This is a genomic window from Pelagibius litoralis (genome assembly GCF_011683915.1).
In the GTDB taxonomy this organism is placed as follows: domain Bacteria; phylum Pseudomonadota; class Alphaproteobacteria; order Kiloniellales; family Kiloniellaceae; genus Pelagibius; species Pelagibius litoralis.
The window spans coordinates 1-23,634 of record NZ_JAAQPH010000039.1 but is presented as its reverse complement, the minus strand read 5'-3'; the positions used below and the strand labels follow the sequence as shown (position 1 = coordinate 23,634).

General features: G+C 55.8%; 21 protein-coding genes. 9 read left to right on the top strand and 12 right to left on the bottom strand.

Going from position 1 to position 23,634, the window contains the following annotated elements:
• Positions 1–758 (bottom strand): class I SAM-dependent methyltransferase (locus HBA54_RS27440; protein ID WP_167231510.1); only part of this gene is annotated, 758 nt, incomplete at its 3' end.
• Positions 759–1,488: 730 nt separating this feature from the next.
• Between HBA54_RS27440 and HBA54_RS27435 the strand changes: the two genes are divergently transcribed.
• Positions 1,489–3,729: a CHASE3 domain-containing protein gene (locus HBA54_RS27435; protein ID WP_167231507.1), complete on the top strand. Its 2,241-nt coding sequence runs from the start codon at positions 1,489–1,491 to the stop codon at positions 3,727–3,729.
• Positions 3,730–4,433: 704 nt separating this feature from the next.
• Here HBA54_RS27435 and HBA54_RS27430 read toward each other — a convergent pair.
• From HBA54_RS27430 to HBA54_RS27420, 3 genes are all read right to left on the bottom strand, one after another.
• Entirely contained in the window at positions 4,434–4,700 is a 267-nt protein-coding gene (locus HBA54_RS27430) for a hypothetical protein (protein ID WP_167231504.1), read from the bottom strand.
• A 529-nt stretch (positions 4,701–5,229) separates the two neighbouring features.
• Positions 5,230–5,511 (bottom strand): hypothetical protein, encoded by a 282-nt coding sequence (locus HBA54_RS27425; protein WP_167231501.1) that lies wholly within the window; start codon positions 5,509–5,511, stop codon positions 5,230–5,232.
• Between the two features lie 27 nt (positions 5,512–5,538).
• On the bottom strand, positions 5,539–5,823 hold the full coding sequence (locus HBA54_RS27420; protein WP_240932948.1) for a DUF3363 domain-containing protein: 285 nt from the start codon (positions 5,821–5,823) through the stop codon (positions 5,539–5,541).
• 139 nt (positions 5,824–5,962) lie between these two features.
• Here HBA54_RS27420 and HBA54_RS27415 point away from each other — a divergent pair, with 139 nt between their 5' ends.
• From HBA54_RS27415 to metG, 5 genes are all read left to right on the top strand, one after another.
• On the top strand, positions 5,963–7,942 hold the full coding sequence (locus tag HBA54_RS27415; protein ID WP_167231498.1) for a methyl-accepting chemotaxis protein: 1,980 nt from the start codon (positions 5,963–5,965) through the stop codon (positions 7,940–7,942).
• 91 nt (positions 7,943–8,033) lie between these two features.
• Entirely contained in the window at positions 8,034–8,264 is a 231-nt protein-coding gene (locus HBA54_RS28880) for an IS6 family transposase (protein WP_205944958.1), read from the top strand.
• Between the two features lie 6 nt (positions 8,265–8,270).
• Positions 8,271–8,729 carry a DDE-type integrase/transposase/recombinase gene (locus HBA54_RS27410; protein WP_205944957.1) on the top strand — a complete coding sequence of 153 codons (459 nt, stop codon included), beginning with the start codon at positions 8,271–8,273 and terminating at the stop codon, positions 8,727–8,729.
• A gap of 333 nt (positions 8,730–9,062) precedes the next feature.
• Positions 9,063–9,926: a GntR family transcriptional regulator gene (locus HBA54_RS27405; protein WP_167231495.1), complete on the top strand. Its 864-nt coding sequence runs from the start codon at positions 9,063–9,065 to the stop codon at positions 9,924–9,926.
• A 51-nt stretch (positions 9,927–9,977) separates the two neighbouring features.
• Positions 9,978–11,753: a methionine--tRNA ligase gene (gene metG, locus HBA54_RS27400; protein WP_205944956.1), complete on the top strand. Its 1,776-nt coding sequence runs from the start codon at positions 9,978–9,980 to the stop codon at positions 11,751–11,753.
• Here the strand turns inward: metG and HBA54_RS27395 are convergent.
• The 7 genes from HBA54_RS27395 to HBA54_RS27365 all read right to left on the bottom strand — a co-directional run bounded on the left by HBA54_RS27395 (position 11,723) and on the right by HBA54_RS27365 (position 19,334).
• On the bottom strand, positions 11,723–13,303 hold the full coding sequence (locus tag HBA54_RS27395; protein WP_167231492.1) for a DUF885 domain-containing protein: 1,581 nt from the start codon (positions 13,301–13,303) through the stop codon (positions 11,723–11,725). The two genes, metG and HBA54_RS27395, sit on opposite strands and share 31 nt — an antisense overlap.
• Complete coding sequence (locus HBA54_RS27390; RefSeq protein WP_167231489.1) at positions 13,300–14,700, bottom strand: MATE family efflux transporter; 1,401 nt, start codon at positions 14,698–14,700, stop codon at positions 13,300–13,302. The genes HBA54_RS27395 and HBA54_RS27390 overlap by 4 nt, the downstream gene beginning before the upstream one ends.
• On the bottom strand, positions 14,700–15,815 hold the full coding sequence (locus HBA54_RS27385) for a HesA/MoeB/ThiF family protein (protein ID WP_167231486.1): 1,116 nt from the start codon (positions 15,813–15,815) through the stop codon (positions 14,700–14,702). Before HBA54_RS27385 ends, HBA54_RS27390 begins: the two co-directional genes overlap by 1 nt.
• Positions 15,812–16,915 (bottom strand): SagB/ThcOx family dehydrogenase, encoded by a 1,104-nt coding sequence (locus HBA54_RS27380; RefSeq protein WP_167231484.1) that lies wholly within the window; start codon positions 16,913–16,915, stop codon positions 15,812–15,814. Before HBA54_RS27380 ends, HBA54_RS27385 begins: the two co-directional genes overlap by 4 nt.
• Positions 16,916–16,918: 3 nt before the next feature.
• Positions 16,919–18,118, bottom strand: coding sequence for a SagB/ThcOx family dehydrogenase (locus HBA54_RS27375; protein ID WP_167231481.1), 1,200 nt, complete (start codon positions 18,116–18,118; stop codon positions 16,919–16,921).
• Between the two features lie 58 nt (positions 18,119–18,176).
• Complete coding sequence (locus tag HBA54_RS27370; protein WP_167231478.1) at positions 18,177–18,335, bottom strand: hypothetical protein; 159 nt, start codon at positions 18,333–18,335, stop codon at positions 18,177–18,179.
• A gap of 303 nt (positions 18,336–18,638) precedes the next feature.
• Positions 18,639–19,334, bottom strand: a complete 696-nt coding sequence (locus HBA54_RS27365) for an IS6 family transposase (protein WP_167231475.1) — start codon at positions 19,332–19,334, stop codon at positions 18,639–18,641.
• Between the two features lie 154 nt (positions 19,335–19,488).
• Between HBA54_RS27365 and HBA54_RS27360 the strand changes: the two genes are divergently transcribed.
• A complete protein-coding gene (locus HBA54_RS27360; protein WP_167231472.1) occupies positions 19,489–19,626 on the top strand; it encodes a hypothetical protein in 138 nt (45 codons plus the stop codon).
• A gap of 165 nt (positions 19,627–19,791) precedes the next feature.
• Positions 19,792–21,048 carry a M24 family metallopeptidase gene (locus HBA54_RS27355; RefSeq protein WP_167231469.1) on the top strand — a complete coding sequence of 419 codons (1,257 nt, stop codon included), beginning with the start codon at positions 19,792–19,794 and terminating at the stop codon, positions 21,046–21,048.
• A gap of 526 nt (positions 21,049–21,574) precedes the next feature.
• Here the strand turns inward: HBA54_RS27355 and HBA54_RS27350 are convergent.
• The gene (locus tag HBA54_RS27350) at positions 21,575–22,282 is read right to left on the bottom strand and encodes a Crp/Fnr family transcriptional regulator (RefSeq protein WP_167231464.1); all 708 of its coding nucleotides are present in this window, start codon (positions 22,280–22,282) and stop codon (positions 21,575–21,577) included.
• A 918-nt stretch (positions 22,283–23,200) separates the two neighbouring features.
• On the opposite strand from HBA54_RS27350, the gene HBA54_RS27345 reads away from it, so the two are divergent.
• Positions 23,201–23,634: c-type heme family protein (locus HBA54_RS27345; protein WP_167228631.1), on the top strand; the 434-nt coding region annotated here is incomplete at its 3' end.

The window sequence follows — 23,634 nt, the reverse complement described above, 5'->3', positions numbered from 1 at the left end:
GGATCGTCCATAGCGGCCAACGCCTTACGCAACCGAGGCTCGACGTTCGCTCGCAGACCCGGATTCTCGCGGATGATTTTCCCAAGTGCCCCCACCTTCAGAAGCACTTTCATCGTTGCATCGACGTCGCCGCACGAAACTTTCTGGTTGTGCGATTCGATAGCGATCTTGCTAAACCCTGCTGTCTCAAGACTGCGTCGTATGTGATCGGGATCGGCGAGACTAAAGGGTGTATGGTCAACTTCCGTCTGAACGCCCGCCGCTGAGAGCGGAAAGCGATCCAGTTCATTCTCCGCCAGCGAACGCCAGCAGCAGAATGCAAGCCTACCCGACGGCTTCAGTATCCCACGAAAGTTGGCGAAGGCTGCGACCGGGTCGGCGAAACCCATTACGCCGAAGCGGGAGAACACGGCATCCATACTCCCGGGCGGCAAGTTCAGAGCCTGCGCGTCCGCCTCAATCAGCCCGACTTGACCGAGTGATCCAATTCTCCGCTTTGCGATTTCGAGGAGCAGCGGCGCCACGTCCACTCCGATCACTCGGCCTCCGGTTCCGACCCGCTCAGCAAGCTGGAGAAGGGTCTGCCCGGCTCCGCACCCGACATCGAGGACACCATCTCCCAAGCGCAGGGATAACGATTCGATAGCTCTCAGGCCAAGCGGAGAGAGCTGGAGGTCGATAAGCTCATATATCTGCGCCCACGCCCTTGCGTGAAGGGAGGCTGAAGACAGTGCATTCGCTGAACCTTGGCGAGGCATCAAAGGTGAGTAGCATGTACCGTGGCTCGCGTCAGCATCCCATCACGAAGGCGGCAGCGTTTGCGCAAAGGTCTGTTCCGGGCTCAAAGCGGTCGTTGTGGCGTCCGCTGCCAATGACCGTTCTTGGCCGATTCATGACGCTGTCATCGGCGCGCGCCGAGCAGGACCCGGCTGAGGCCACCACAAGCGGCTCAAAGCGATCCTACAAAGACATTGGGAGTCTTAAAGACCAGCTGTCGCCTTTTGGATCACAGTCTGCCGTCCGGTCTGGTTGACCCAAGTTGATGCAGCAACGTTTGGCCTAGTCGTTTTAAGTAATATAAAAAGTCATTTCGTTTAGGTAGAATTTCACCATAGGGAATTCAATCTTAGTTAAGGCTAATTTTAGAAATAACCAATTAGAACGCAGCTGTTTAAAGACATAGCGATAGCGATTTGATGACCTCATTAGTGCGTACACCCATGATGTTTAGAGAGCCGCTCGAAGGCGATGAGACAGTGCCTCTCATGTTCTCGTTTCTGAATAGCGTCCGCATCGGCATCAGGGTGCCTCTGGTGCCGTTGCCGCCAAGCCTCGACTTTGCTGTGTTCCCTGGCGCTGCGACCGAGGCAGAAACGCAGCGGCCTTCATCCGATTATGGCAACCGTGATCTCCCCGAGGCCGTCATGCCGCCGGGAGACCCCCGTTCCATACCCTTCCTTTAGCCATCACCTGAAACCGGAGTTTAGAATGTCAATCAGTCACGAAGCGTTGCGTAACGCTGGGATGCCGTCTCCCAAGGGCTTTGCATCCATGCTCACGTTCTCCAACCTGAAGACCAAGCCCAAGGTCCTGGTTGGCGTCTGCGCCCCATTGGTCCTGCTGTTGGCAGTCGGCGGGATCGCTCTCTTCAACATCAATAAGATCACCGACACCAGCAAGTGGGTCGACCATACCCGCGTCGTGCTGGCCGATGCGTCGGCCATCGTCGCCTCGGCGGTGGACATGGAGACCGGCATGCGCGGTTTCCTCTTGGCCGGGCGCGAGGAGTTTCTTGACCCTTACAAGGGCGGAGAGAAGCAGACTTACGCGCGCATCAAGGCCCTGCAGGAAACCGTCAGCGACAACCCCGGGCAGGTGGCCCGCCTGGGTGAGGTCGAGCAAGTGCTGCGCGAGTGGCAGTCCAATGTTACCGAAATGCAGATCCAGCTGCGCCGGGACATCGGCGATGCCGAGACCATGAACGACATGGCCAAACTGGTGGGCGAGGCCCGCGGCAAGCAATACTTCGACAAGTTCCGCGGCCAGATCGCCACCTTCGCCGGGCGCGAGGAGGAACTGCTGCAAAAGCGCCGGGCCGATTTCCAGCGGGCGCTTTCCAGCGGCTCGGTCGGCAGCACCCAGACCCGCGAGGCCCTGAAGTGGGTCGAGCACACCTATCAGGTGATCGCCAAGGCCCAGGACGTTCTGGCCGCCGCCGTGGACATGGAAACCGGCATGCGCGGCTTCCTGCTGGCCGGCCAGGAGCAGTTCCTGGAGCCCTACACCGGCGGCGCAGAGCGCTTTAACGCCCTGGTTACCGAGCTGCAGGAAACCGTCAGCGACAATCCGGCCCAGGTGACCCTGCTGGGCGAGATCCAGCAGAACATCGACGCCTGGGTTGCCGATGTGGTGGAACCGACGATCGCCCTCAGGCGTCAGATCGGTGACGCCCAGACCATGGACGACATGGCCGATCTGGTCGGCGAAGCCCGCGGCAAGCAGTACTTCGACAAGTTCCGTCAGCTCATGGCCGACTTCAAGGCCGAGGAAGAGGCGCTGATGGAGCAGCGCCAGGCTAGCAACGTCAGCACGGTCAGCTCGACCTTCACGCTGATCATCGCTTGCATGGTCGGCGCCCTGGTCATCGGTCTGGGTCTTGCCTGGTTCATCGGCGGCAGCATCGGCGGCCCCATCGGCCGCATGACCGAGGCTATGCGCAAGCTGGCCGGCGGCGACACCTCGGTGGAGATCACCGGTGTGGAGCGCGGCGACGAGATCGGTGAGATGGCCCAGGCCACCCAGGTGTTCAAGGACAACGCCATCGAGGCGGAACGCCTGCGCAAGCAGGCTGCCGATCAGGAAGAGCGTCAGACCGAGGAGAAGCGCAAGCAGATGAAGGAACTGGCCGACAATTTTGAGGCCAGCGTCGGCTCGGTGATCGGCTCGGTCTCCACCTCCGCCTCCGAGCTGCAGACGACGGCTCAGTCGATGTCGTCGACGGCCGAGCAGACCAACGGCCAGGCGACGGCCGTCGGCAATGCCGCGGAGGAAGCCTCGACCAACGTGCAGACCGTCGCCTCGGCGGCCGAGGAGCTGAGCAGTTCGATCAGCGAGATCAGCCGCCAGATTGCCGAGTCCAACACGATCTCGCAGAAGGCGGTGGCCGATGCCGAAGCGACCAACGCGGCGGTCAAGGGGCTTGCCGAGGATGCCCAGAAGATCGGCAACATCGTCAGCCTGATCCAGGATATCGCCGAGCAGACCAATCTGCTGGCCCTGAACGCCACCATCGAGGCGGCGCGCGCAGGCGACATGGGCAAGGGCTTTGCCGTGGTCGCCAACGAGGTGAAATCCCTGGCCAACCAGACCGCCAAGGCCACCGAGGAGATCGCGGTGCAGGTCGAGAGCATGCAGGGGGCGACCTCCGGCACGGTCGATGCGATCGAAGGCATCACCGGGGTGATCAAGCAGATCAGCGAGAACGCCGCCGGTATCGCTTCGGCGGTCGAGGAGCAGAACGCCTCGACCCAGGAGATTGCCCGCAACGTTCAGGAGGCCGCGGCCGGGACCCAGCAGGTCACCGGGACCATCGCCGAGGTGCGCTCAGCGGCGGAATCGACCGGTTCGGCGGCCTCGCAGGTTCTCTCCCGGGCCGACGAGCTGTCACAGCAGTCTGATATGCTGCGCAGCGAGGTGGAAAGGTTCCTGGCGGGCCTCAAGGCAGCGTAAACGACTAAACTCGATACTCACCCAAACTCCCGGCAGGCCGCAAACCAGAACGGTGTAACGGCCTGCCGGATTTCTCTTCACCCCGCCGCAAATCCTCCGACACAATGGTGATCCGCTTTGTCCAGACAAGAAGCCAATCATGAGATCCACCCGGCTTTAAAAGCCCGCTCGGAACGTATCGCTAAGATACGTACGGAATCGATCCTGCAGCAAAGAGATCGGGCCCTGCACAATCTGCGGACTACACTGAGCAATCTCAGCAAACTCTACAGTAGGACAGGTGAGGACTTCTTGTGTCCTCATCTGGCAGCTTTCGAAGAAATATACTTGAGCTTGGTTCTTTTGGACATGTCATCAAGCAGGGTGGCAGGGCAGTTACGAAGTCTCGCCGGTCAACTCGACACCGCCAGTACCGCATTCGACGCAGCGATGCGAAGAAGAGGGTTGGTTCTCACGGAACTTGACTCTCCATTGGCAGGGGATGCTCGCCATAAGCCGAGCGCTGAAATCATTCCTTTCACAGCGGAGCCAAGCGATCACCAAAACCACTAGCGGGCTGCTGAAGAAGTCACCTTCGGAGCGCATTGAGTGGAGCGTCATTGCTGAGGTGGAAAACTAGCTTTGTCAGAGCAAGTTGCCTTGAGCCGGGCGAGGGTCGTCCGTGCTCTCGGCGGATGAAAGATCCCTTCCTGTATTTCAACAGTTCACCCGAGGTGATCCGCCTCGGGTTGATATACATCCGTTGTCCGCTGTCGTTGCGCCAGGTCGAAGATCTGTTGTTCGAGCGCCGCATCGACATTTGCCACGAGACGGTGCGTTTCTGGTGGAACCGATTTGACCCAAAGTTTGCTGCCGAGATAAGGAAGCGCCGCCTTCAACAAAGGTGCTGTTCGCCATGACCATGGCATTTGAACGAAGTGTTCGTGCGGATCAATGGCGAGATGCATTGCCTGTGGTGAGCTGTCGATCACGAAGTTGATGTGCTCGAGATTTTCGCGACGAACCGGCGTATCGCCGGGCTGCTCTAAAGTTTCTGAGACGCGCGATGAAGCGTTACGGTCGCGGTCGCCAGAGAGGTGAAGTCCCTGGCCAACCAGACGGCCAAGGCCACTAAGGAGATCTCAGTACTGGTCGAGAGCATGCAGGGGGCAACCTCCGGCATGTCGAGGCATAGAAGGTATTGCCTCGGTGATCAAGCAGATCAGCGAGAATGCCGCAGGCATCGACTCTGCGGTCGAGGAAGAGAATGCCTGGACCTAGGAGATCGTCCGCAATGTCCAGCAGGCCGCGGCGGGAGTGCTGGAAGTGTCGAGCACGATCGGTGAGGTGCGTTCTGCTGCCGAGTCGACCGGCTCGGCAACCTCGCAGGTGCTCTCGCGGGCTGACGAGCTGGCACAGCAGTCGGATACCCGAAACACTTTTTGAGCGCCCGGCGGGCGGTCACGAGAATCTAGGCTCCATTAGGGATTCCTAAAGTTTCCCATCTTATTCTTTGGCCTCCTATCCTTTTCGACTTTGGCGGCCGATGTCTTCCTTCTTCACATCGGCCGCCCTTTTTTCCATCATAGCGTCATCGCCCTCACTCTGCGGGTCGTTGATTAGATCCTGAGCGATTGCCGCGATGGTGTCCGCGTCTTCTACCGTCGCAGCACCGTCGTCCTCGCCAATCTCTGCCTTCCCTTCGGGTTCGTCCGCGGGTTGGTTTTGTTTGGCCGCGGCGGCATCGGCGATTTCCTCGCTTCTGAAGTCCGTCTCGACGCCTATTAGTTTTTCGAGCGACATGATATTTCATCGATTTGGCGTTCGGCCCTACGTGCTAATAACGGGTCCGCGCTTGCGGCCCAAATCCCAGAAGATACCGCTGCCCCGGACGAGGCCGGAGACCTGCCGCCCCAGGGCCTTCTCGATGACCGGCCGCCAGGGGACCAGCGTAAACTCCCGGGAGCGCTCCACCAGGGCGTACTTGCCGCTGGACCAGCTGCACGGACTGACGGAGGTGCCGCTGATCCGCTCGCCGCTCTCGGCCATGCGGAAGTTCAGGCCGTGTTGCCGGGCCAGTTTCTTGCCCGTTTCTCCACTGTAGGTCCGCCCCAAGAACAACGCATTCAAGCACTACGTTTATAAATCTTTGACAATTCTCTTATATACATCTTCTTGCATGGGTGGGGACCCGGCCTGCTGAGCGGTTTTGCTTTTAGGTTGCTCTTCTTGGTATCCGGACTAGGAGCAAGTAATGTTCACCCCCAAGCCCCTACTTTTCTTGAACCAATTCCGAATCTCTTTTCGGATTGGCGTGCTGTCTGCCTTGAGCGTCGTCTCGGCGGCGGTCCTTGGTGGCGCTTTTCTTTTCGGCGATTTCACCATGGGGCAAGCATTCGAAGGTCAGAATCAGCATGCGCGGCTGGCACAGCTTGCGCAGCAGGTCGAGAACGGCGCCCTGCAAATGCGGCGGCGCGAAAAGGATTTTATTATCCGGCGCGATCTTAAGTACGCCGACAGGTATGAGAAAGCGGTGGCCGGGGTGGTCGAGTCGCTGGCGGAAATGGCAAACATGGCCGTCGCCGGGCCTGTTCAAGAAGAGATTGCCCGTCTGAACAGCGGCATCGCCGAACACGCCGAACAGTTTCAGAAAGTCGTCCAACTCAATGAACGGCTTGGCTTCGACGAGAAAAGCGGCCTTCAAGGGTCCCTCCGGGCGGCCGTACATGCCGTCGAGACCAAGCTTAAGGAAGCCCAACTGGACGCGTTGACCGTCAAGATGCTGATGATGCGCCGCCACGAGAAAGACTTCATGCTGCGCGGTGCGGAGAAATATATCGGTCGTATCGATGAACGGCGCCAGGAGTTCGACGCTCTCCTTGCCAATGCTCCACTGCCGACTGACTTCAAGGAAGAAGTGTCGGGTTTGATGGACGAGTATCAGAGGGGCTTCCAGGCTTGGGCGGAAACCTATCTGCTACTGAAAAAGGAAACGCCACTGTTGAGCGAGATCTTCGCTCGCATGGGTGAGGACTTCGATCGTACCTTCGCCGTCGCGAGTGAAGGATTGGCTGCTGCGGGAACCTCGCTTCAATCGACGCGAAGCCTAACCCGAAGCGTCTTCTTGACAATTGGATTGCTGGTTCTTGGAAGCGCCATCGCTTTCGGTATCGCGATCGGCCGCAGTGTCAGCCGACCGTTGCAAAAGATCACCCAGGTGATGACGGCGCTCGCAAAGGGCGATACGGATCAGGAAATCCCTTCCGCGGAAAACAAAGACGAGATCGGCGATATCGTCCGGGCCGTTCTTGTGTTCAAGGAAAACGCCATTGAGCGGGAGCGGTTGGAAGCTCAACAGAGCGAACAGCGGGAAGCGCAGGAAAAGCGTGCACGGTCCATCGAGACGATGATCGCCAGCTTCGACAGCGCCGTTGGCAATGCTCTAGAGTCAGTGACCTCGGCTTCATCGCAGCTTGATGACACCGCCAAAACGATGACCGATACCGCCGCCAAGACAAGCCAGCGTTCAAGCTCTGCCGCGAAGGCCGCCGAGGCAGCTTCGGCGAATGTTCAGACCGTTGCTGCGGCGTCCGAGGAGTTGCACAGCGCAATCGCGGAAATCGGACGGCAGGTTACCCAATCGACCGATGTTTCCCGCCAGGCCAAAGACGAAGCCGGGCGCACCAGCGAGACTATGCGGACTTTGGCCGATGCAGCAGAGAAGATCGGCGCGGTGGTCAACCTGATTCAGGATATTGCCGAGCAGACCAACCTGCTGGCCTTGAATGCCACCATCGAAGCGGCGCGGGCCGGCGATGCCGGAAAAGGCTTTGCGGTGGTGGCCGGCGAGGTCAAGTCCCTGGCAAATCAGACTGCCAAGGCCACAGAGGAGATCAGTCAGCAGATTGCCGCGATGCAGAGCTCCACCGGGGAAGCCGTGACCGCGATCCAGAGTGTCAATGGCACCATTGAGCAGATGGCCGAGATCGCGACGGCGATTTCAAGTGCCGTCGAGGAGCAAGGGGCCGCTACCCACGAAATCTCAAAGAACGTCCAAGAGGCCTCCACTGGTACTTCAGAGGTCACCAACAATATTTCGCAGGTTGACGCGGCGACCGATGAAACCACTCAGGCCGCAAACCAGGTAACGACCTTGGCTTCGGATCTCTCGGAACAAGCGACCAAGCTTCGCGGAGAGATCGAAGGTTTCTTGAATTTGGTAAAAGCGGCCTGAGTTGTTTGCTTGCAGTGGATCGTAGCCACATCCTGGGCAGTGTAAGAGCAAATAGCTTGAGAGTTGAAAGCGCGTCTCGTAGCGTCCTCGGATGAGAAACCCGCTCCGATACTTCAAGACATCGCCCGAGGTCATCCGCCTGGCAGTGATGGTGTATATGCGTTATCCGCTGTCGCTGCGGCAGGTCGAGGATTTGCTGTTCGAGCGTGGCATCGACATCTGTCACGAGACGGTGCGGTTCTGGTGGAATCGGTTTGGGCCGATGTTCGCCGCGGAGATCCGGAAACGGCGCGTTCTTCATCGATCGTATTCACAGTGGTGATGGCACTTGGACGAGGTGTTCGTCAGAATCAACGGCGAGACGCATTACCTCTGGCGCACCGTGGATCATGAAGGCGAGGTGCTGGAAGTCATCGCGTCGAAGCGCCGGGATTGTAAAGCTGCTCTCAAGTCCCTAAAGCGTTTGATGAAACGTTATGGTCAGACGAAGGAAATCGTGACAGTCCGGCTTCGGTCTTACGGCGCAGCGATGAAAGCTATGGGAATTGTGGAGCGGCAGGAGTGCGGCCGTTGGCTCAACAACCGGGCTGAGAACTCACATCAACTGTTCCGACGACGAGAGGTGGCGATGACCAGGTTCAGGGACGTTAGGGCACTCCAGAAGTTTGCCGCTGTCCACGCCTCGATCCACAATCATTTCAATCAGGACCGCCATCTCTATCGCTGCGAAATCTTCAAGCAGACCCGGTCTGATGCTTTGGCGGAGTGGCGCCAGTTGGCGGCGTGAACTCTTCGAATCGGCGCCGCTCACTGGCGAAATCAGGTTTGTCTGACGGTGCCCAAGAAAGCACTTGTGGTGCCAAGCGATCCCCGTCTGCGACCTGACGATGATCAGCGCATCAAGACAAAGAGGCTAGTCGCCGCGAAAGACTAGGGGGTTCTGCGGCGGATGGAATAAATGGAAGGGACAGGCTCGAGCACGGCTTACAACATGAACACAGCGGACTAGGCTAAGCAGCGACACCAAAAAGCTTAGGACGGATCATCAGAGACAGCCACATCTCATGACAAGTCTTATCGTTAAAATAGAATTTTTTCGAGAGAGGATTCTGTTTAGTTCATGTTTAATAGTTTTAATTCAGATAGTTATTGGCAAGAGCACAGAAAATCCACACCGTTGTCTCTTGATACCAAATCTAATTTTGCTATCATAGACTGCAGCCTTAAGAGACGTCCAAATCTGGAACGCTGCGTTATCACTTGTGGCATTTCTCTAGATGCAAGAGCAAGAGGGCTGCGTTTGATGTCCGTACAAAGAGATCATCCGGTCTATCTGCGCCTGAAGTCAGAACTGGTTTGCTTTGAATATGAACCGGGTCGCGCCATCAGTATCAATGCTCTGGCTGACTGCTTAAGAATGAGCCCGATTCCCGTCCGTGAAGCCCTTATCAGGTTGTCGGTTGAGGACTTTGTCGACTTTATGCCAAGAGAAGGCTTCTTCCCCCGAAAACCAACATTCGCCGAGATCAAGGGAGATATTGAGTTTCTGTATCTGGCCATCTCTTCGTTTGGTAAGCAGATCCTTGTCATGGACACAAATTCGGCCGGTTGTGGTTGCGACTTGTCTTCCCTCAGAACCAAAGACCCAGAGGCAATCAAGGATTGCTCCACCGCGACCGCAGAATCGGAGAAGTTCTATCGCAACTGCTGCGCCATGCAAGAAAACAGAGCACTTGCGCGGCAAAGCCTCGCAATCGTTGAAAAAACGCATTTCATTCGGTTGATCTGTTTCGAATTGCTTGACGATGTAGAGGAATTCTTCAGGGGACAAAATGATTTCGTCGATGCACTGGAGGCTCAAGATGCAAATAAGATGAGCCAGACCCTTTTAACCAACTATAAAAGAAGCACGGACGTCTTAGAGGCTGCCTTCAAGGAACTCGCCTTTAGACTGTTTACGAAATTCGGCGCTCATGTCGCTTGACGTCGACAGATTTTATCGCTGTTCTGCGCTCGCCAAAGAAGCCTTTTTCAATTGACTGAGTCTCCAACACAAGAGCTGCAAAATGATGCAGTCTCACGGAAGGCGCCTCGCCGGTTTCTTATTACCTCGGCCTTGCCTTACATCAACGGCATAAAGCACCTCGGGAATCTTGCTGGCTCTATGCTTCCGGCCGATGTTCATGCACGCTTTCGCCGGATGCAAGGTCATGAGGTACTCTTCATCTGTGCAACGGATGAACATGGGACACCCGCTGAACTGGCGGCTGAACAAGCGAAGCTTGACGTTGCTAGATATTGTGAGTTGCAGCACGAACTCCAAAGGCGTGTTTCTTCTTCTTTCGGCCTCTCGTTTGATCACTTCGGTAGATCATCCAGCCCGCAAAACCACAGGCTCACTCAACACTTCGCCGAAAGGCTTGAGCGGAACGGCCTTATCGAAGAGCGCCAGAGTCAACAAGTCTATTCAAAGTCCGAGAACCGTTTCCTTCCGGATCGGTATGTTGAAGGGACGTGTCCGCGCTGTGCGTTTCAAAATGCCAGGGGAGATCAGTGCGAAAGCTGCGGCGCACTCCTAGATCCAGCAGACCTGCTCAATCCTAGATCCAAGATATCCGGCTCGATGAATCTCGAGTTGCGACCCTCAAGACATCTCTACCTCCTACAGGGAAAGCTTACAGAGCGGCTTAGGCGTTGGATCGACTTGGCCGAGCACTGGCCGGTCTTGGCTCGCTCGATCGCGTACAAATGGCTGGATGAAGGTCTCAAGGATCGCTCTATTACGCGCGATCTTGCCTGGGGTATCCCCGTTGCCTATCACGGTAGGTCACGGGGCGGGTTTGAATCGAAGGTTTTCTATGTATGGTTTGACGCGCCAATCGCATACATCGCCGCGACGAAGGAGTGGGCGGAAGAAAACAACTTGGACTGGCGCAAGTGGTGGTGCCTGGACGATGGCGCGGGTGATACGGAATACATACAGTTCATGGGTAAGGACAATGTCGCCTTTCACACTGTCAGTTTTCCGGCGACACTGATCGGTTCGGAAGAGCCATGGAAGTTGGTGGACCGTCTTAAAGCCTTCAACTGGCTCACCTGGTACGGCGGTAAGTTCTCAACCTCCGAGCGCCGTGGTGTGTTCATGGATCAAGCCCTGGAATTGCTTCCGGCCGACTGCTGGCGCTGGTATCTGATCGCGAATTCACCAGAGAGCGCCGATGCATCTTTTACTTGGGATCATCTGCAAGCCGTCGTGAACTCAGACCTGGCCAATGTTCTGGGCAACTTCGTCAACCGAATCATGAGTTTTGCCGAGCGCCATTCTGCTAGCCGCGTTCCTCAAGAATGGGAGTGGGGCGATGAGGAGGAAAGCTTAGGACATCAACTCGAAACACGCCTGAGCCGGCTATCTCAGTTGCATGGAGACATGGAATTTCGAAAAGCCGCCAGCGAAACTCGAGCTCTCTGGGCATTGGGAAATGAATACCTTACCAAAGCCGCGCCATGGTCTGCCATCAAGACCGACAAAGCAAGGGCTCTTACCTCAGTCCGCGTTGCCCTTAATCTGGCCAGGATTTTCGCTTTGATTTCTTTGCCAATTCTTCCGAGCACGGCAAGGCGTCTGCTTAAAGCTTTAGGCGAAGCCGACGAATTGCCGGTATGGCCAAGTGGTAAGGCGGAAGACTTTTTGGATCAGCTCCAGCCCGGGCAATGCCTCAGGGATCCTGGTATTCTTTTTGAGCGGATCAGTGAAGAACAGCTAGCCAGATTTAGTAGTCTTTATCCAGGGACAGAGTCCGTTTCGGCATGAAGGCTGCTAACCTGCGCAAGCTGTAGATCTGATAGTGCCTTGGGCGACAAAGGACCCATAGAAAGTAAGTCCGAAAGTCTGTTCCGACCAAGTCTTTCCAAACACTGTCCTATCTCGATAAAGCCGATCACGTATGGCAACTGCGATACCCCAAGCCTGGGATCCAAAAAACGCTGCAAGGCATTGTTCAACGCTGCCGGCAAGGTCTGCATCTCCTTCCTCAACTTTTGCTCTGCGTTACCGAGCTGACCGCTTCTGTTACTTAGAGTCAAGTGAGCTGGAATGAGACGGCGCAGGCGGTGAAAGGCAGGATCGATAGGCAAGGCTTCCGCTTTGTGATCTAGGGTCCAAGCAAGGCCTTCTGCCCAAACGGCCCAACCTTCAAAAGAGACCTGCGACCGATACATCGAGAACAGCTGGTGAAAACAAGATTTGCTTGCTGACTTCAAATGCATTCCATGACCCGGCCAGACTTCATGCCCGATGAGCGTTCTCAGGGCCCGTTCGATCTTGGCTGATTGCCGAAAGCTCGGTTCTTCGAATGAGCGCGGCAGAAGAACAAGGTCAGAGGCACCCGCTCCCCAGCCTGGCAAAAGCAGACCATCAGTGACAAAGGGTGAAACCAGGCTTGGTGATAGAATGAATTCGGTTTCAGGAGGATCGATCAAGCCAAGCGACCTGGTAACGATTGTTTGACACAGATGCTTGGCTTTCATTTCTACAGAGCCCTTGGTGTTGCTCCATTCACGGGCTTTACAACTTGCGGCAAATCCTATCTTGGCCTGCTTCAGGGTGCGGAACAGCGCCTCAGAAACTTGATCACCAAGAACGCTTGTCTCTATGGTCAAACCCTTTACGGTTGGTTGGCCATGGCCATTTTCTGGATAGCCCGCGAACGTTACAGGCATCAGACAAGATAGATCTCTCAGAAGCTCCTTGAGGCGCATGAGCGCAGCGGCAACAGTCGCCGGGAAAGGCGCCCTTTCACTCGGAAGTGTATCAAGGACATCTGAGATCCTAGCCGCATTTCTGAGGTCGTCGCGGTGTACTGTTATCTGCTTGTCGGTGTGTCTCCTCAAGGCATCAAGAACCCAGCTACAGAATGTGCGACATCGCTGTTCCATTAGAACCGGATCAACGGGCGAATTCATTAGCCTCCCAATAACGAACGGCAGCAGACCAAATGCGATTAGCTGCAGTCTCGTTTTGCAGGTCGTCAATCGTCGCGAAAAAGCAGGATCGTCGTAGCTATCGATTTGATGCTCTCTTTCGCACCAGATCCTGAGTTCGGACAAAAAGACGCTGTCACCCGAAGTCAACGGCTTCGTCTGATCAATCAGTCTATGGGTAGATGAAAGGACGTCGCGCCAAGCAAGAACGCCACCAACTGTCAGGTCTTCGACCTCTGAGACGATTGGCGGCCCCCAAACCGAAGCCTGAATGGGCTGGTGCAGCTTGAACTGAGAGACCGTATCTGTGAGTAGGCGTTGGCAGGCGTCACTTACTGCCGGCAAGAGATGGCCGTTGTCCTGACGTATTGATGTCATCATGACGGCCGGCCTAACCAGTACTGCCGATAGATAAGCGAGGCTGTTACCCTCGTTGCAAAATACATCGCGATGCCTATGTAGGCGCCTGTGACTCCATAGCCCATCGGGATTGCCAGGAGCCAAGCAAAGGGGATTTGTACAAACCAGATCGAGGCAGCATTTATAATCATCACCAAGCGGCTTTGACGCAAGGCTCGAAGATAGGCAACGAGGGCAGCATTGAGGGCCATTAATGGCGCCGTTAGACCAACAATCAATAGAGCGGGCGCGCCAACGGATACGAGATCACTTCGGCCGGTGTATATCTCGATGACAACGTCTGGCTGTAGGATCAGGACTAGTGCGGGCAGGACTGTGACCGCGGTTGTGACGATGATTCCAGCGCGCAGAAGATGCTGCGCTGCTTCGCCGTTCTGCTTACCTAATTCCCGAGCAGCAAGAATCTGCAGACCGGAGCCCGCAGCATTTGCGACGATAAAAAGCAGGAGCAATACGGTCCAGGCGACCCTAGATCCAGCAAGATCGGCAATGCTGCTGGCGCCAATGATAGCGATGAAAACTAGGTTGCCCCCATAGTCCAAGGCGGCATTGACCATTTCGTAGAAGCTGAGCGGCAGCGCCTGTTTCAGACCGATTGCGCGTTGATCAAGTGTTGTGTCGTGAGTTCTTCCTTCGCTTTTTGATCTCATCGCAATCGGTGACTGAAACAGTCCAGAGCCGAGGCTAGCCGCGATCAGCAGAGATAAGCTTGCAAGGGAGCCGACAGCCGATCCGATCCCGACGCCAACAACACCCAGTTCCGGGAAAGCGAACCATCCATAACCCAGAACGACCGAGATAGGGATGTTGAACGCATGATTGGTGATCGCTGCGTACATTGCCCAACGTGTCAGTTTCTGGGCATTATATGTTGCAATTATGAGTATGGAAAAAGGGGCGATCAAGAGCTCCGGCAGTCGGCAAAGAAAGTATGCCTGGGCTATCGCACTGACTTGTGGATCGCTGATTGAGGCGTTCAAACCGATGCCCGCTGCTACGGCGACTGCGAGAGTACAGGGGCCGGCAAAGAACGCCAAACGCAGAAATCGACCAAAGAGTTGGCGAGCGGCAGAAATGGACTCGCCACCTATTAAACGAGCCGACACAATGCGGTAGCCGACCATGAAGGCATAGAGAAGTTCAGCTGCGATGGCAAAAGCCGCTCCGGTCGCGGCCACTGCCGCTAGGGCGTCTACGCCAAGGCGGCCGACGATGGCGGCATCGACCAAGCTTACGGCAATAGTTGACAACGAGCCCACCAGGATTGGCCAAGACACTTTGGAAATGGCTCGAATATCCTTAAGTAGGAGACTTCTCGCTATCTTGGTATCAGCATCCTGAAACAGTGCAAACGTCATCAAGGTTGATTTGCCTTTGCGTTTTTCAGCAATTCTTTGGGAGTGATAGATCCGCAGACTGGGCAATCAGGGTTTCGCTCGACACGGATACGCTTATGGTCAATGTAGTGAAATGAATCAAAGATGATGATGTTGTTGACCGATGGAATCTCGTCTAGCCCCGCAAGAAAACGGACCGCCTCCCAAACGGCTAGACATGCCGTAGTGCCTAACCGAGGAGCAATTGCAGGAAATGCCTGGCGAGATGTAGGTCGCTCATAGTTGGAGACCGATAGCGCGAGCGCTTCCTTGAGTTGGTCATCATTCTGCAGACAGGCCACACAGGCGCTTCGGCCAGGAATGGTTAGCGGGCCGATCCAGGAACCGCTGAAAGTTAGGCAGGGTACTGACGACTTTGCAGCTGCGTGATAGATGAAGGACGCAAGTGACCCTTCTCGGTAACCAAAGGCATTGATTACCAGATCCGCATTATCGAGGTAGGGCTGCAGGCTATCAGATGAGTCGATCATTCGATCGATGGTCTCGATTTCCACATCTGGCTGAAACGCCTGAATCGCGGCTGCGGCGGATTTCACTTTCGATTTACCGAGGTCATCACTATTGAAAAGCACTTGCCGGTGCAGATTCGTGGATTCCACTTTATCTTGATCTATGAGGACAATGCGCTTTACTCCGAGGCGCCCCAAAAGCAATGCCAACCATGTTCCGTATCCGCCTATGCCAACGACAATGACTTTCCGATGACGCAAGCGGTAATCAAGATCTGCGCCAGAGATGCCGTCTCTTTCAAAAAAGTCGAAGAATCGGACCTGACGATCGTATTGATCAGCTTCCGTCGATGTTTCTGGGTGTGTTTCCACAACGACGTTTTGTTGCTGAAGGCGGTGCAGCAACTTCTGAGAGGTCGCCAATTGCAAGCCTGTCTGGCAAGAAATCTCTCTTGCGGCCGAACCGGTCTTGGTGCCACGATCCAATAAACTTAGGGCCTCGAGAAGTGATGCGACATCTCCTGTCAGCTTCAGACGGCGCTTTTCAAGAAGCGAGAAAACCTCAACAGCTCCATCGCTTGGTTTGTACCACCAAGAGCGATGCAGTCTCAGAATCGTATTATTCATCTCTTCTTTGGACTGCTAGTAGCCTCCGGGCTTTGGCCAAAGGTCAGTGTGTAAATCGGAGCGTAGCGGCAAGGATCGACTTTTAGGAGATCACAAAGATCACTGTCACGCGTCGCCGGTGTTGGAAGCGCACCAAGGCCAAATTGCATACCTGCCCAAATCAGCTCCTGACCGACCCATCCGGCATCGATGTACAAATGCCGCAGGCCGCGATCATGGCGGTAGCGCCACTGATACCTTGGAAAATCAGCAACGAAAACAGCCGTCCATGAAGCACTTAGAGGCGCAGTCTGGCCGATCAACATGCGGGTCATTTCTTGCCGGAAGTCGCCCGGTCGAACTTCAACGAGATCTTGCTCGACAGGGCGATAGAAATACACGCCCGATTGTTTGCCCTCGACGTTGTAAAGGATCATGTAGAAGTCAAAAGCTAAGCCGTGTGTCTTAAGATAATGGCTATAGGAGGAATTGAGATCGAGCCCCCGTACTCGCCTTACGTGGCCAAATCCTCTTTGCAGCCACGCCGAGAACAGTCCTCCAGGTGTTGGTCTAGTAGAATATCGCCGCATGGTCCGCCGCCGCATAGCGAGCTCTCCGAAGCTTCGCTCAGAACTCACCCTTGATGCTGGATCGAGAGAGACGACCTTGCCTGGCGGGTGCGTAGCTTCCATCGGAGACGCCGATCTCAGGTACTCTTTGATGGCTCTTTCGTGCCCGGCTCTATGGTTTGTCTTGTCGATGGGCTTGATCCACCTTGACCAGAGATGTAGATCGAGCGATGGGATCCATTCTCTGTCCCTCCATTTTTCCCAGCCTTGCATATCTTGTGGTCGATCTGTCTTGTTCTGGAGAACCTCTGACAGCTTTTCTCGTACTACTCCGCTTGTTGATGCCTCGGGGTCTGATATCAGCTTTGAGAGAACTGTTGGTGCTATGCGCAGTTTCCTGCCAGACACAGGATCCGAAATGACCACACCTCCTTCAAGAGGGTCAAAGGTGAAGGTTGCCAGCCTGCTCCATGGATCAGCGTTGGCGGGCGCTTCTGGATGGTACACTGCGGAGCTGTCGTGACCGGTGACCGCTCGATTTGCAACGATCATGAATCAGCCCTCCTTTCTCAAACCATCGCCGAGGGACACCGCAAACATCACTCCTTCCTGCAAGGGAGAGAGTCCGAGCAGTTGTTCTAGCTGAAAGTCATCGGTCCCCGATTGAGCATGTGTCGATAGACCCTTGGCCGCGGCGAAGTGCTCTAAGGAGGAAATGAGATGACCGGCGTCCATGTGGATGGTTCTATAGGTTCGGGGTTCGCGGTAACGGTACATGTTGCGGCCAAATACTGAGGTCATGAGAACAATGGCCCGCGGCTCGAAAGGTGCTCGTGACCAACTGCCATAGAAGAGTTCTCCAAGCATATCACTGTCGACCTCATCGATGATGCGTTCTAGGACGGCGTTCAGAGCATTGAAGTGATACCAACCAGATTTCAGTCCAGGCACATCGGCAACAGCAACATAGGCCTCCGTCGGGTGACGGGCTCCACCAGAAGGGCTCGTTTTGGCAAGGACTGGCAACGAACCGCGCGTGGGAAGGTTCCTGCGTCCTACTTGGCCAAAGGTCATGGCGAGAAGATCACAGAGGGCATCCTTCTTCAGCGCCGCTGGTGTGACCTGACTGTCCCAAACCTGACCAAGCGTTGCTGTCACTCTCGCTGCTGTGGGCCTTCCAATGACCACACGCTCTGATGCCTGCGGATAGGATTTGCCCCGCTCCATATCGCACTCTTCTGAACCATATGAAGTCATTCTTTGACGATCGATTCGCCTACCACCTTCCGCGTAATCGGCGAAAGGATAGTCATAGGTAGCGACATGGTAGTGCGCAGAAGCCGACCAATGATATTTGGCCCAAGTTCCATAAAGCTTTTCAGCCCAGCTCCGTTCTTCCTTTTCACCATCGACAATGATCTTAGAATCAATCAGGAAATCTAGGTATTTGCGCACTTGATTAACTGGGGTCTGAATCAACTCGGCGATATCTGGACAGGCCGTTTCAATACTTTCTGGTTTTCCGCTGACAGCAAAGAGCGTCGCAGCGCTCTTAGCCGTCAGTAAGTATCTCTTTCGTGTTACAAGATGTTCGGCAGCCCAAAAACAATCATGTAAAAAGCCCTGGGGTCTTAGCCTTACGCCGGGATGAATAGTAAGCATGAAGGTGTGTCCGATGTAGATGCGCCTAAGGGCTTTTAGCAATCCCTCTATATGCACAACGGCGGGATTGAACTCACTCAGGCGGGTCAACAAGTTGGGCGTTCAAGGCGGCGCCGGGGCGATGTCCCCGGCGCCATTGAGCTAATTCCTTTTACCAGCCAGGATCAGAGTCGCCGTCACCGCAGGTCTGCATCAGAGCGAGATCGAAGGCCGGCAGCTCTTCGATTCCGAGATCATCGGTTTCCTCCGAAGCCGATTGACTCAGTCCACAGGTTTTCTTCTCGATGGAGGGTTTTGCTTTTTCAGCCATTTTGATTGCTCCTCTTGGTTAAACCTCGCCTTTGAGGCGAGAACCATGAGACCACTCAGTCGTTCTCAATTGAAGCAGATATCCTAAGATATATTGGTCGTGCTTATTGACCGATTTATCGCGGAGCCGGGGACGCCGTCGGCGGGCTTTGTCAGAGAAAATGGCTTGAGGCAGATGGGGACGTCGCATAGCGTCTCGGGATGCACAATCCCTTCCGTTATTTCAACAGTTCGCCCGAGGTGATCCGCCGGCGTTGTCACATCTTCATGCGACGAACACGCAGGTCCGGGGAACATGTCCGTGTCACACGGCCTGGACTGCGATCCGCCATTCGGCGAATGCCACATCTCGGAAGATTCGAAGCGTGCGTCTGGTAATGAGGTGGCGTTGGACGTAGAAGCAGTTGTAGACGGCGGCGTGGGCAGAGAGAAATCGTTGCGTTGATCCTGGCCGCTTGAAGCCGATCCACGATCGCTCTCGCCGCCGCACCGGCTGATGGGAATTCTCGGCACGATTGTTTAATCGACCACCTGTCTCGTGGCGCTTTTTGAGTCCCAGATCACCCAGTGCCGCGCCGTAGGAGCGCAGCTTGTCGGTCACCACTGACATCGGTGAAATGCCCTGCTTTCTCAGCAGTTTCCGAATCAGCTTCGCGGCGGCGCATTTATCGCGCCGCGGCTGGACCAGGATATCGAGAACCTCGCCTTCAGCATCGACAGCGCGCCACAGATACATCTGGCGCCCGCCGACCGAAACGAACATTTCATCCAGATGCCAACGGTCACTGGGTGTTGGCCTGCGCCGGCGCAAGTTCCTGGCGTAAGCCGTGCCGAATTTCACGACCCAACGGCGGACTGTCTCGTAGCTGATGTCGAAGCCACGCTCGGCCAGCAGATCCTCGACGTCACGCAGGCTCAAGTTGAACCTCAGATACAGCCAGACCGTATACTGGATGACACTCGGTGGAAAATGATGGCGGGCATATGAGTTCTTCGACATGCAACTACGCTAACGCGCGGCCATCAATCCAACCAACTCATTCCTGTGACAGTGCCAGCAGCTTGCCTGGGCGCTCGGTTGGGGCATAGAACGCCGCGCCGATGCTGGTTGGTTTTGGCATTGGGGCGACAACGTCGGCTACAAGCATTTTGTCATGGGATCGCGCTCCGAGAAGCGGGCGATCCTGGTATTCACCAACGCGCAACTTGGCGCCAACGTTTATCGCGCGGTCGTCGAGGAGGCGCTTGGATTTTTACCGGACGCACTCCGGCAACCCTACATACAGTACTAGCAGTTCCGGACAGCCGGCGGGGAAAAGCCGACGCCCAGGAATCTGTTTCCAACGGTAAACAGCGCCACTTGTCGGATTGAAGATGTTTTACGCCGCCCCAAACGGGCAAACCTTCATTTCGGCAAGTAAACTTTCCGAACCAATAGACACCTTGAGGTGCGTCTCATGGCGAACTTAGACTGGCACATGGATCGAAGCGACCTGTCGGGCATTGCGCTTTTGGACCGGGCACCTGAAAGCGAAGGAATCGACCTTGCCGCGGTCAGGCTGTACCGCCAAAAGCGCGTTCGCGCAGAGATGGCGCGTTACGCTGTCGATGCCGTCATCCTGTCGGACCCCGTCAACATTCGCTATGCGACGGGCACCCGGAACATGCAGGTGTTCTCACAACGCAACGCGGCGTCACGCTACCTCCTGCTGACCGCGGATAAGTCGATCCTGTTTGAATTCACCGGCTGCCTGCACCTGGCAGAGGGTTACGAAACCGTCGATGAGGTGCGCCCGGCGACCACTGCCAGCTTTGTCGCGGCAGGTCCTCACATTGCCAAGCGCGAAAGCAGCTGGGCCGCGGAAATGAACGACCTGATCGTCGGACTCGCCGGCAGGGGCGCAACGGTTGGGTTGGAGCGGCTGAATGCCGGCGCGGCAATCGCACTAAAAGAACTCGGACTTAACATTGTCGACGCCCAGCAACCGGTCGAGATGGCCCGCGCCATAAAGTCTCCGGAAGAAATGAAGTGCGTGCAGGCCTCGTTGCGCGCCACTGAAACCGCTGTCGGAAAACTTAACGAAGCCGTCCGTCCGGGGCTTACCGAAAGCCAACTTTGGTCCGTGCTGTACAAGTCGGTCATTGAGCAGAACGGTGACTACTGCGAAACGCGGCTGCTGAATACCGGGCAAAGAACGAACCCCTGGTTTCAGGAGACGGCGGGCAAGGTAATCGGCGAAAACGAATTGATCGCGCTTGATACGGATGTGGTTGGGTGTCATGGCTATTACTCGGATTTCTCCCGCACCTTTCATGCCGGTCCGGTCACGCCGACAGAGGCTCAGCGTGATCTCTACAAGACCGCCTATGAGCAGGTTCATCACAATATGGGCATCCTGAAACCCGGCATGAGTTTTCGCGACTACGCCGACCGGGCCTGGGACATTCCCGAAAAGTACTATGCGAACCGCTACTATCTCTCGGCCCATGGCTGCGGTATGACCGGAGAGTATCCCTATCTGTATCACCACGGTGATTTCTCCGACGCAGGATATGACGGGATCATCGAACCCGGCATGACGCTCTGCATAGAAAGCTATATCGGCGAGGACCGCGGCCCCGAGGGCGTCAAGCTGGAACAACAGGTGCTGATCACCCAGACCGGCGTGGAATTGTTGTCCCGGTTCCCATTTGAGGACTCTCTCCTGAGCTGACCCTGCCCATCGATTGGAGAGGCTCACGATCACGCCTGCTCCGTTTCCCCCTCGGCAGAGCGGTCAATCAATCGGATCAGAGTCTATGGGCTGCATTCGACCCAAGGCGGTCGTTGAAGATCCTTGACATGATTGGCAACTTTCGGACCGGAAAACGGTCGTCCGACTTTGGCCATCAGTTAGACGGTTGAACGTAAATAGCGGTTACGCAATCTTCAATCCGGCTTCTTGATCCTATGGCTGCTTTAGCGGTTAGAAACACCTGATTTGGATCAAGGACGCAATCGCAGTTAGGTCTCAGAATTGTAATCTACTAACCAGGGAGGCCGCGCATGAGTTGCTCACACGTTCATGATTTCATCAGAGGCACCACTATCGCGTTGCCCCGAGCGGCTATCAACCAATCGGCTGGTTGTGGAACTTTGGACATTCTTCGTCCGAACCGGAAGGCCACAGCGATGGTGTCACAACATGTCGAGGCGCTTAACGCCCTCAACATCATCCGGAAGCCAGAAGTCTCTATTCATTAGTCCCCAGTTCGAAGTGCCAGTTCGACGCCTTTAGGGATGCAAATGGTCCGCCAGTTGGGTGTCTTGACAGCACCTTCATTGCGGAGACGGGTAATTGTGCGACTCACGGTTTCGGTGGTGAGACCCAAATAGTCCGCCAAATCCGTGCGACTCATCGGAAGTTCGATTGTCATGCCGTTAGAGTCGCGTTGGCCGACTCGTTCGGCCAACTTCAGAAGAATCGTAAGCAGACGCTCAATCGCTGTTTTTCGACCCAAGATCATTAAGTGATCCTGGGCCTGCGCAAGCTCGTTGGACGCAAGGTCAAGCAAACGGTGCTCAAGTTTGGGAAATCTCTCCAACATTTTCGTGAGGTTCGCTCGCGAGAAGCGGCATAGGGACGTTTCAGTCATCGCCTCGGCTGAGTAGGCATAAACATCCGCAATCGACAGCCCAAGAAAGTCACCCGGAAACAAGAAACCGGTGATCTGCCGACGGCCATCAGGCAACAGCTTCGACAACCGCAACGAACCTGTGACAACGTTGAAAAGATAGGTGCTGTCGTCGCCTTCGTGAAAGACGACACCTTCTGCCTTGAGCTCGACTGCCGTCGCGATCGCGCTCAAGTGCCGCAGTTCCTCATCGTCCAGTGCCGCACAGATTACTTTGTCGCGAACCTCGCAGGTCTGACAGGGGAACTGACGTGAGGCGGCGGTGCCGGGCATGGTTAAGGTCCTCTTTTTGCCTGATTGGTGCTGGATTGATTAATGTCAATGACTAAGCAGCGCATTCCACTGAACTGTGACAGTGTTTCAATCGCATGCGCGCAAGATCTTCAGCTGATGACCCCAGTAGAAAACCTCGGTTCTTTAGCATCCTCTATATTCCGAGAGTTGGATGCCTTACGCAATCGCATGAAACAAGCATCCGATTGGTTTAGTGACCCCGAAGCTGCTATTCGCGCCGTCGCACTAGCCAAAGAAGTCGAACTGCTGTGTCGAGAGGCGTCCCTATGCGATGACCCCCATGAAGCTGGGTCACTTATCGCTACTGCAAGCCAACGGCTCGACGACTTGCAGAAGCTCTTGGGGGTCCACTGAATAGCAGATGACATGCCATCATTTACCTTGGGTGAGGATGAGCCACAGCCCGCAGCCGGTCAAGTGCCCGGTTGCTAATCCGAAAGTGGACGATCTGTCAGCCAGCCCCAATGGTCGCTCATGGCCGAACCTTGCCGCCGACGGCGGTGGGTCGAGCGGGACCAGCGGGGGTCACCACAGGCGGCTCAAATCGACCCTTAGGGGCGCCCGGGATCGAGGGTTGGATGTCAGCTTTGAATTGGCAAATCAGTTAAACGGATGCAGCGGCTTGTTCGTGATGATCAATAACCCAGGTGTCATCGGCTGTGCGTGGTCTCTTTGCAACGCTGAGCATGAAGGGGGCGTCAATGATCAGTAGTTGGCGCAGATAGCGGTCTCCTTGTTTTGGATCCCTACCGGGCCGTTCATTGCCGCTGCTAGAATACTACTGCGGAACGGCAGCACTTTTTGATGCAACTCAAGGCATCGAACAGCAAAGGGTGTTAACCTTTTCCACAAATCTCGGTGGCCGTGGGCATGCTGGGCGGGATGCAGGAGGCAGCAATGCTCAGGAAGCTTTGTTTGGTAGTTGCCTTCCTGATATCGGGCGGCAGTGCCGTTGCGCAGGATTTGAGCGCCTACACGGACGAGGCGCGTGCCGCAATCCAACAACTGCGCCAGGTGATGATGGAACATCTCCAACAGGCCGTGCGCGAAGTCGGTCCTGCGGAGGCGACATCGGTCTGCCGCCATCTGGCGCCGGAGATCGCTGCTGAGGTTGCCGCCGAGACCGGCTGGGAAATCCGCCGCCCGGCACTGAGGGCGCGTAACCCTGAAAACCGGCCGAATGAGGCGGAGCGCGGCGTGCTGCTGGGTTATCTGACGCGTAGCTTTGCCGGCCAGTCCTTCGACAGCATGGAAACGATACGGCTGGAGGAGCGCGACGGCCGGACCTACGTGCACTACATGCGGGCGGTTCCGACCTTGGATGCCTGCCT

Coding starts and splice junctions, on each gene's coding strand:
- HBA54_RS27435 (WP_167231507.1), top strand. CDS start 1,489: ATGTCAATCAGTCACGAAGCGTTGCGTAACGCTGGGATGCCGTCTCCC.
- HBA54_RS27425 (WP_167231501.1), bottom strand. CDS start 5,511: ATGTCGCTCGAAAAACTAATAGGCGTCGAGACGGACTTCAGAAGCGAG.
- HBA54_RS27415 (WP_167231498.1), top strand. CDS start 5,963: ATGTTCACCCCCAAGCCCCTACTTTTCTTGAACCAATTCCGAATCTCT.
- HBA54_RS28880 (WP_205944958.1), top strand. CDS start 8,034: ATGAGAAACCCGCTCCGATACTTCAAGACATCGCCCGAGGTCATCCGC.
- HBA54_RS27405 (WP_167231495.1), top strand. CDS start 9,063: ATGTTTAATAGTTTTAATTCAGATAGTTATTGGCAAGAGCACAGAAAA.
- HBA54_RS27395 (WP_167231492.1), bottom strand. CDS start 13,303: ATGATGACATCAATACGTCAGGACAACGGCCATCTCTTGCCGGCAGTA.
- HBA54_RS27390 (WP_167231489.1), bottom strand. CDS start 14,700: ATGACGTTTGCACTGTTTCAGGATGCTGATACCAAGATAGCGAGAAGT.
- HBA54_RS27385 (WP_167231486.1), bottom strand. CDS start 15,815: ATGAATAATACGATTCTGAGACTGCATCGCTCTTGGTGGTACAAACCA.
- HBA54_RS27380 (WP_167231484.1), bottom strand. CDS start 16,915: ATGATCGTTGCAAATCGAGCGGTCACCGGTCACGACAGCTCCGCAGTG.
- HBA54_RS27370 (WP_167231478.1), bottom strand. CDS start 18,335: ATGGCTGAAAAAGCAAAACCCTCCATCGAGAAGAAAACCTGTGGACTG.
- HBA54_RS27365 (WP_167231475.1), bottom strand. CDS start 19,334: ATGTCGAAGAACTCATATGCCCGCCATCATTTTCCACCGAGTGTCATC.
- HBA54_RS27360 (WP_167231472.1), top strand. CDS start 19,489: ATGGGATCGCGCTCCGAGAAGCGGGCGATCCTGGTATTCACCAACGCG.
- HBA54_RS27355 (WP_167231469.1), top strand. CDS start 19,792: ATGGCGAACTTAGACTGGCACATGGATCGAAGCGACCTGTCGGGCATT.
- HBA54_RS27350 (WP_167231464.1), bottom strand. CDS start 22,282: ATGCCCGGCACCGCCGCCTCACGTCAGTTCCCCTGTCAGACCTGCGAG.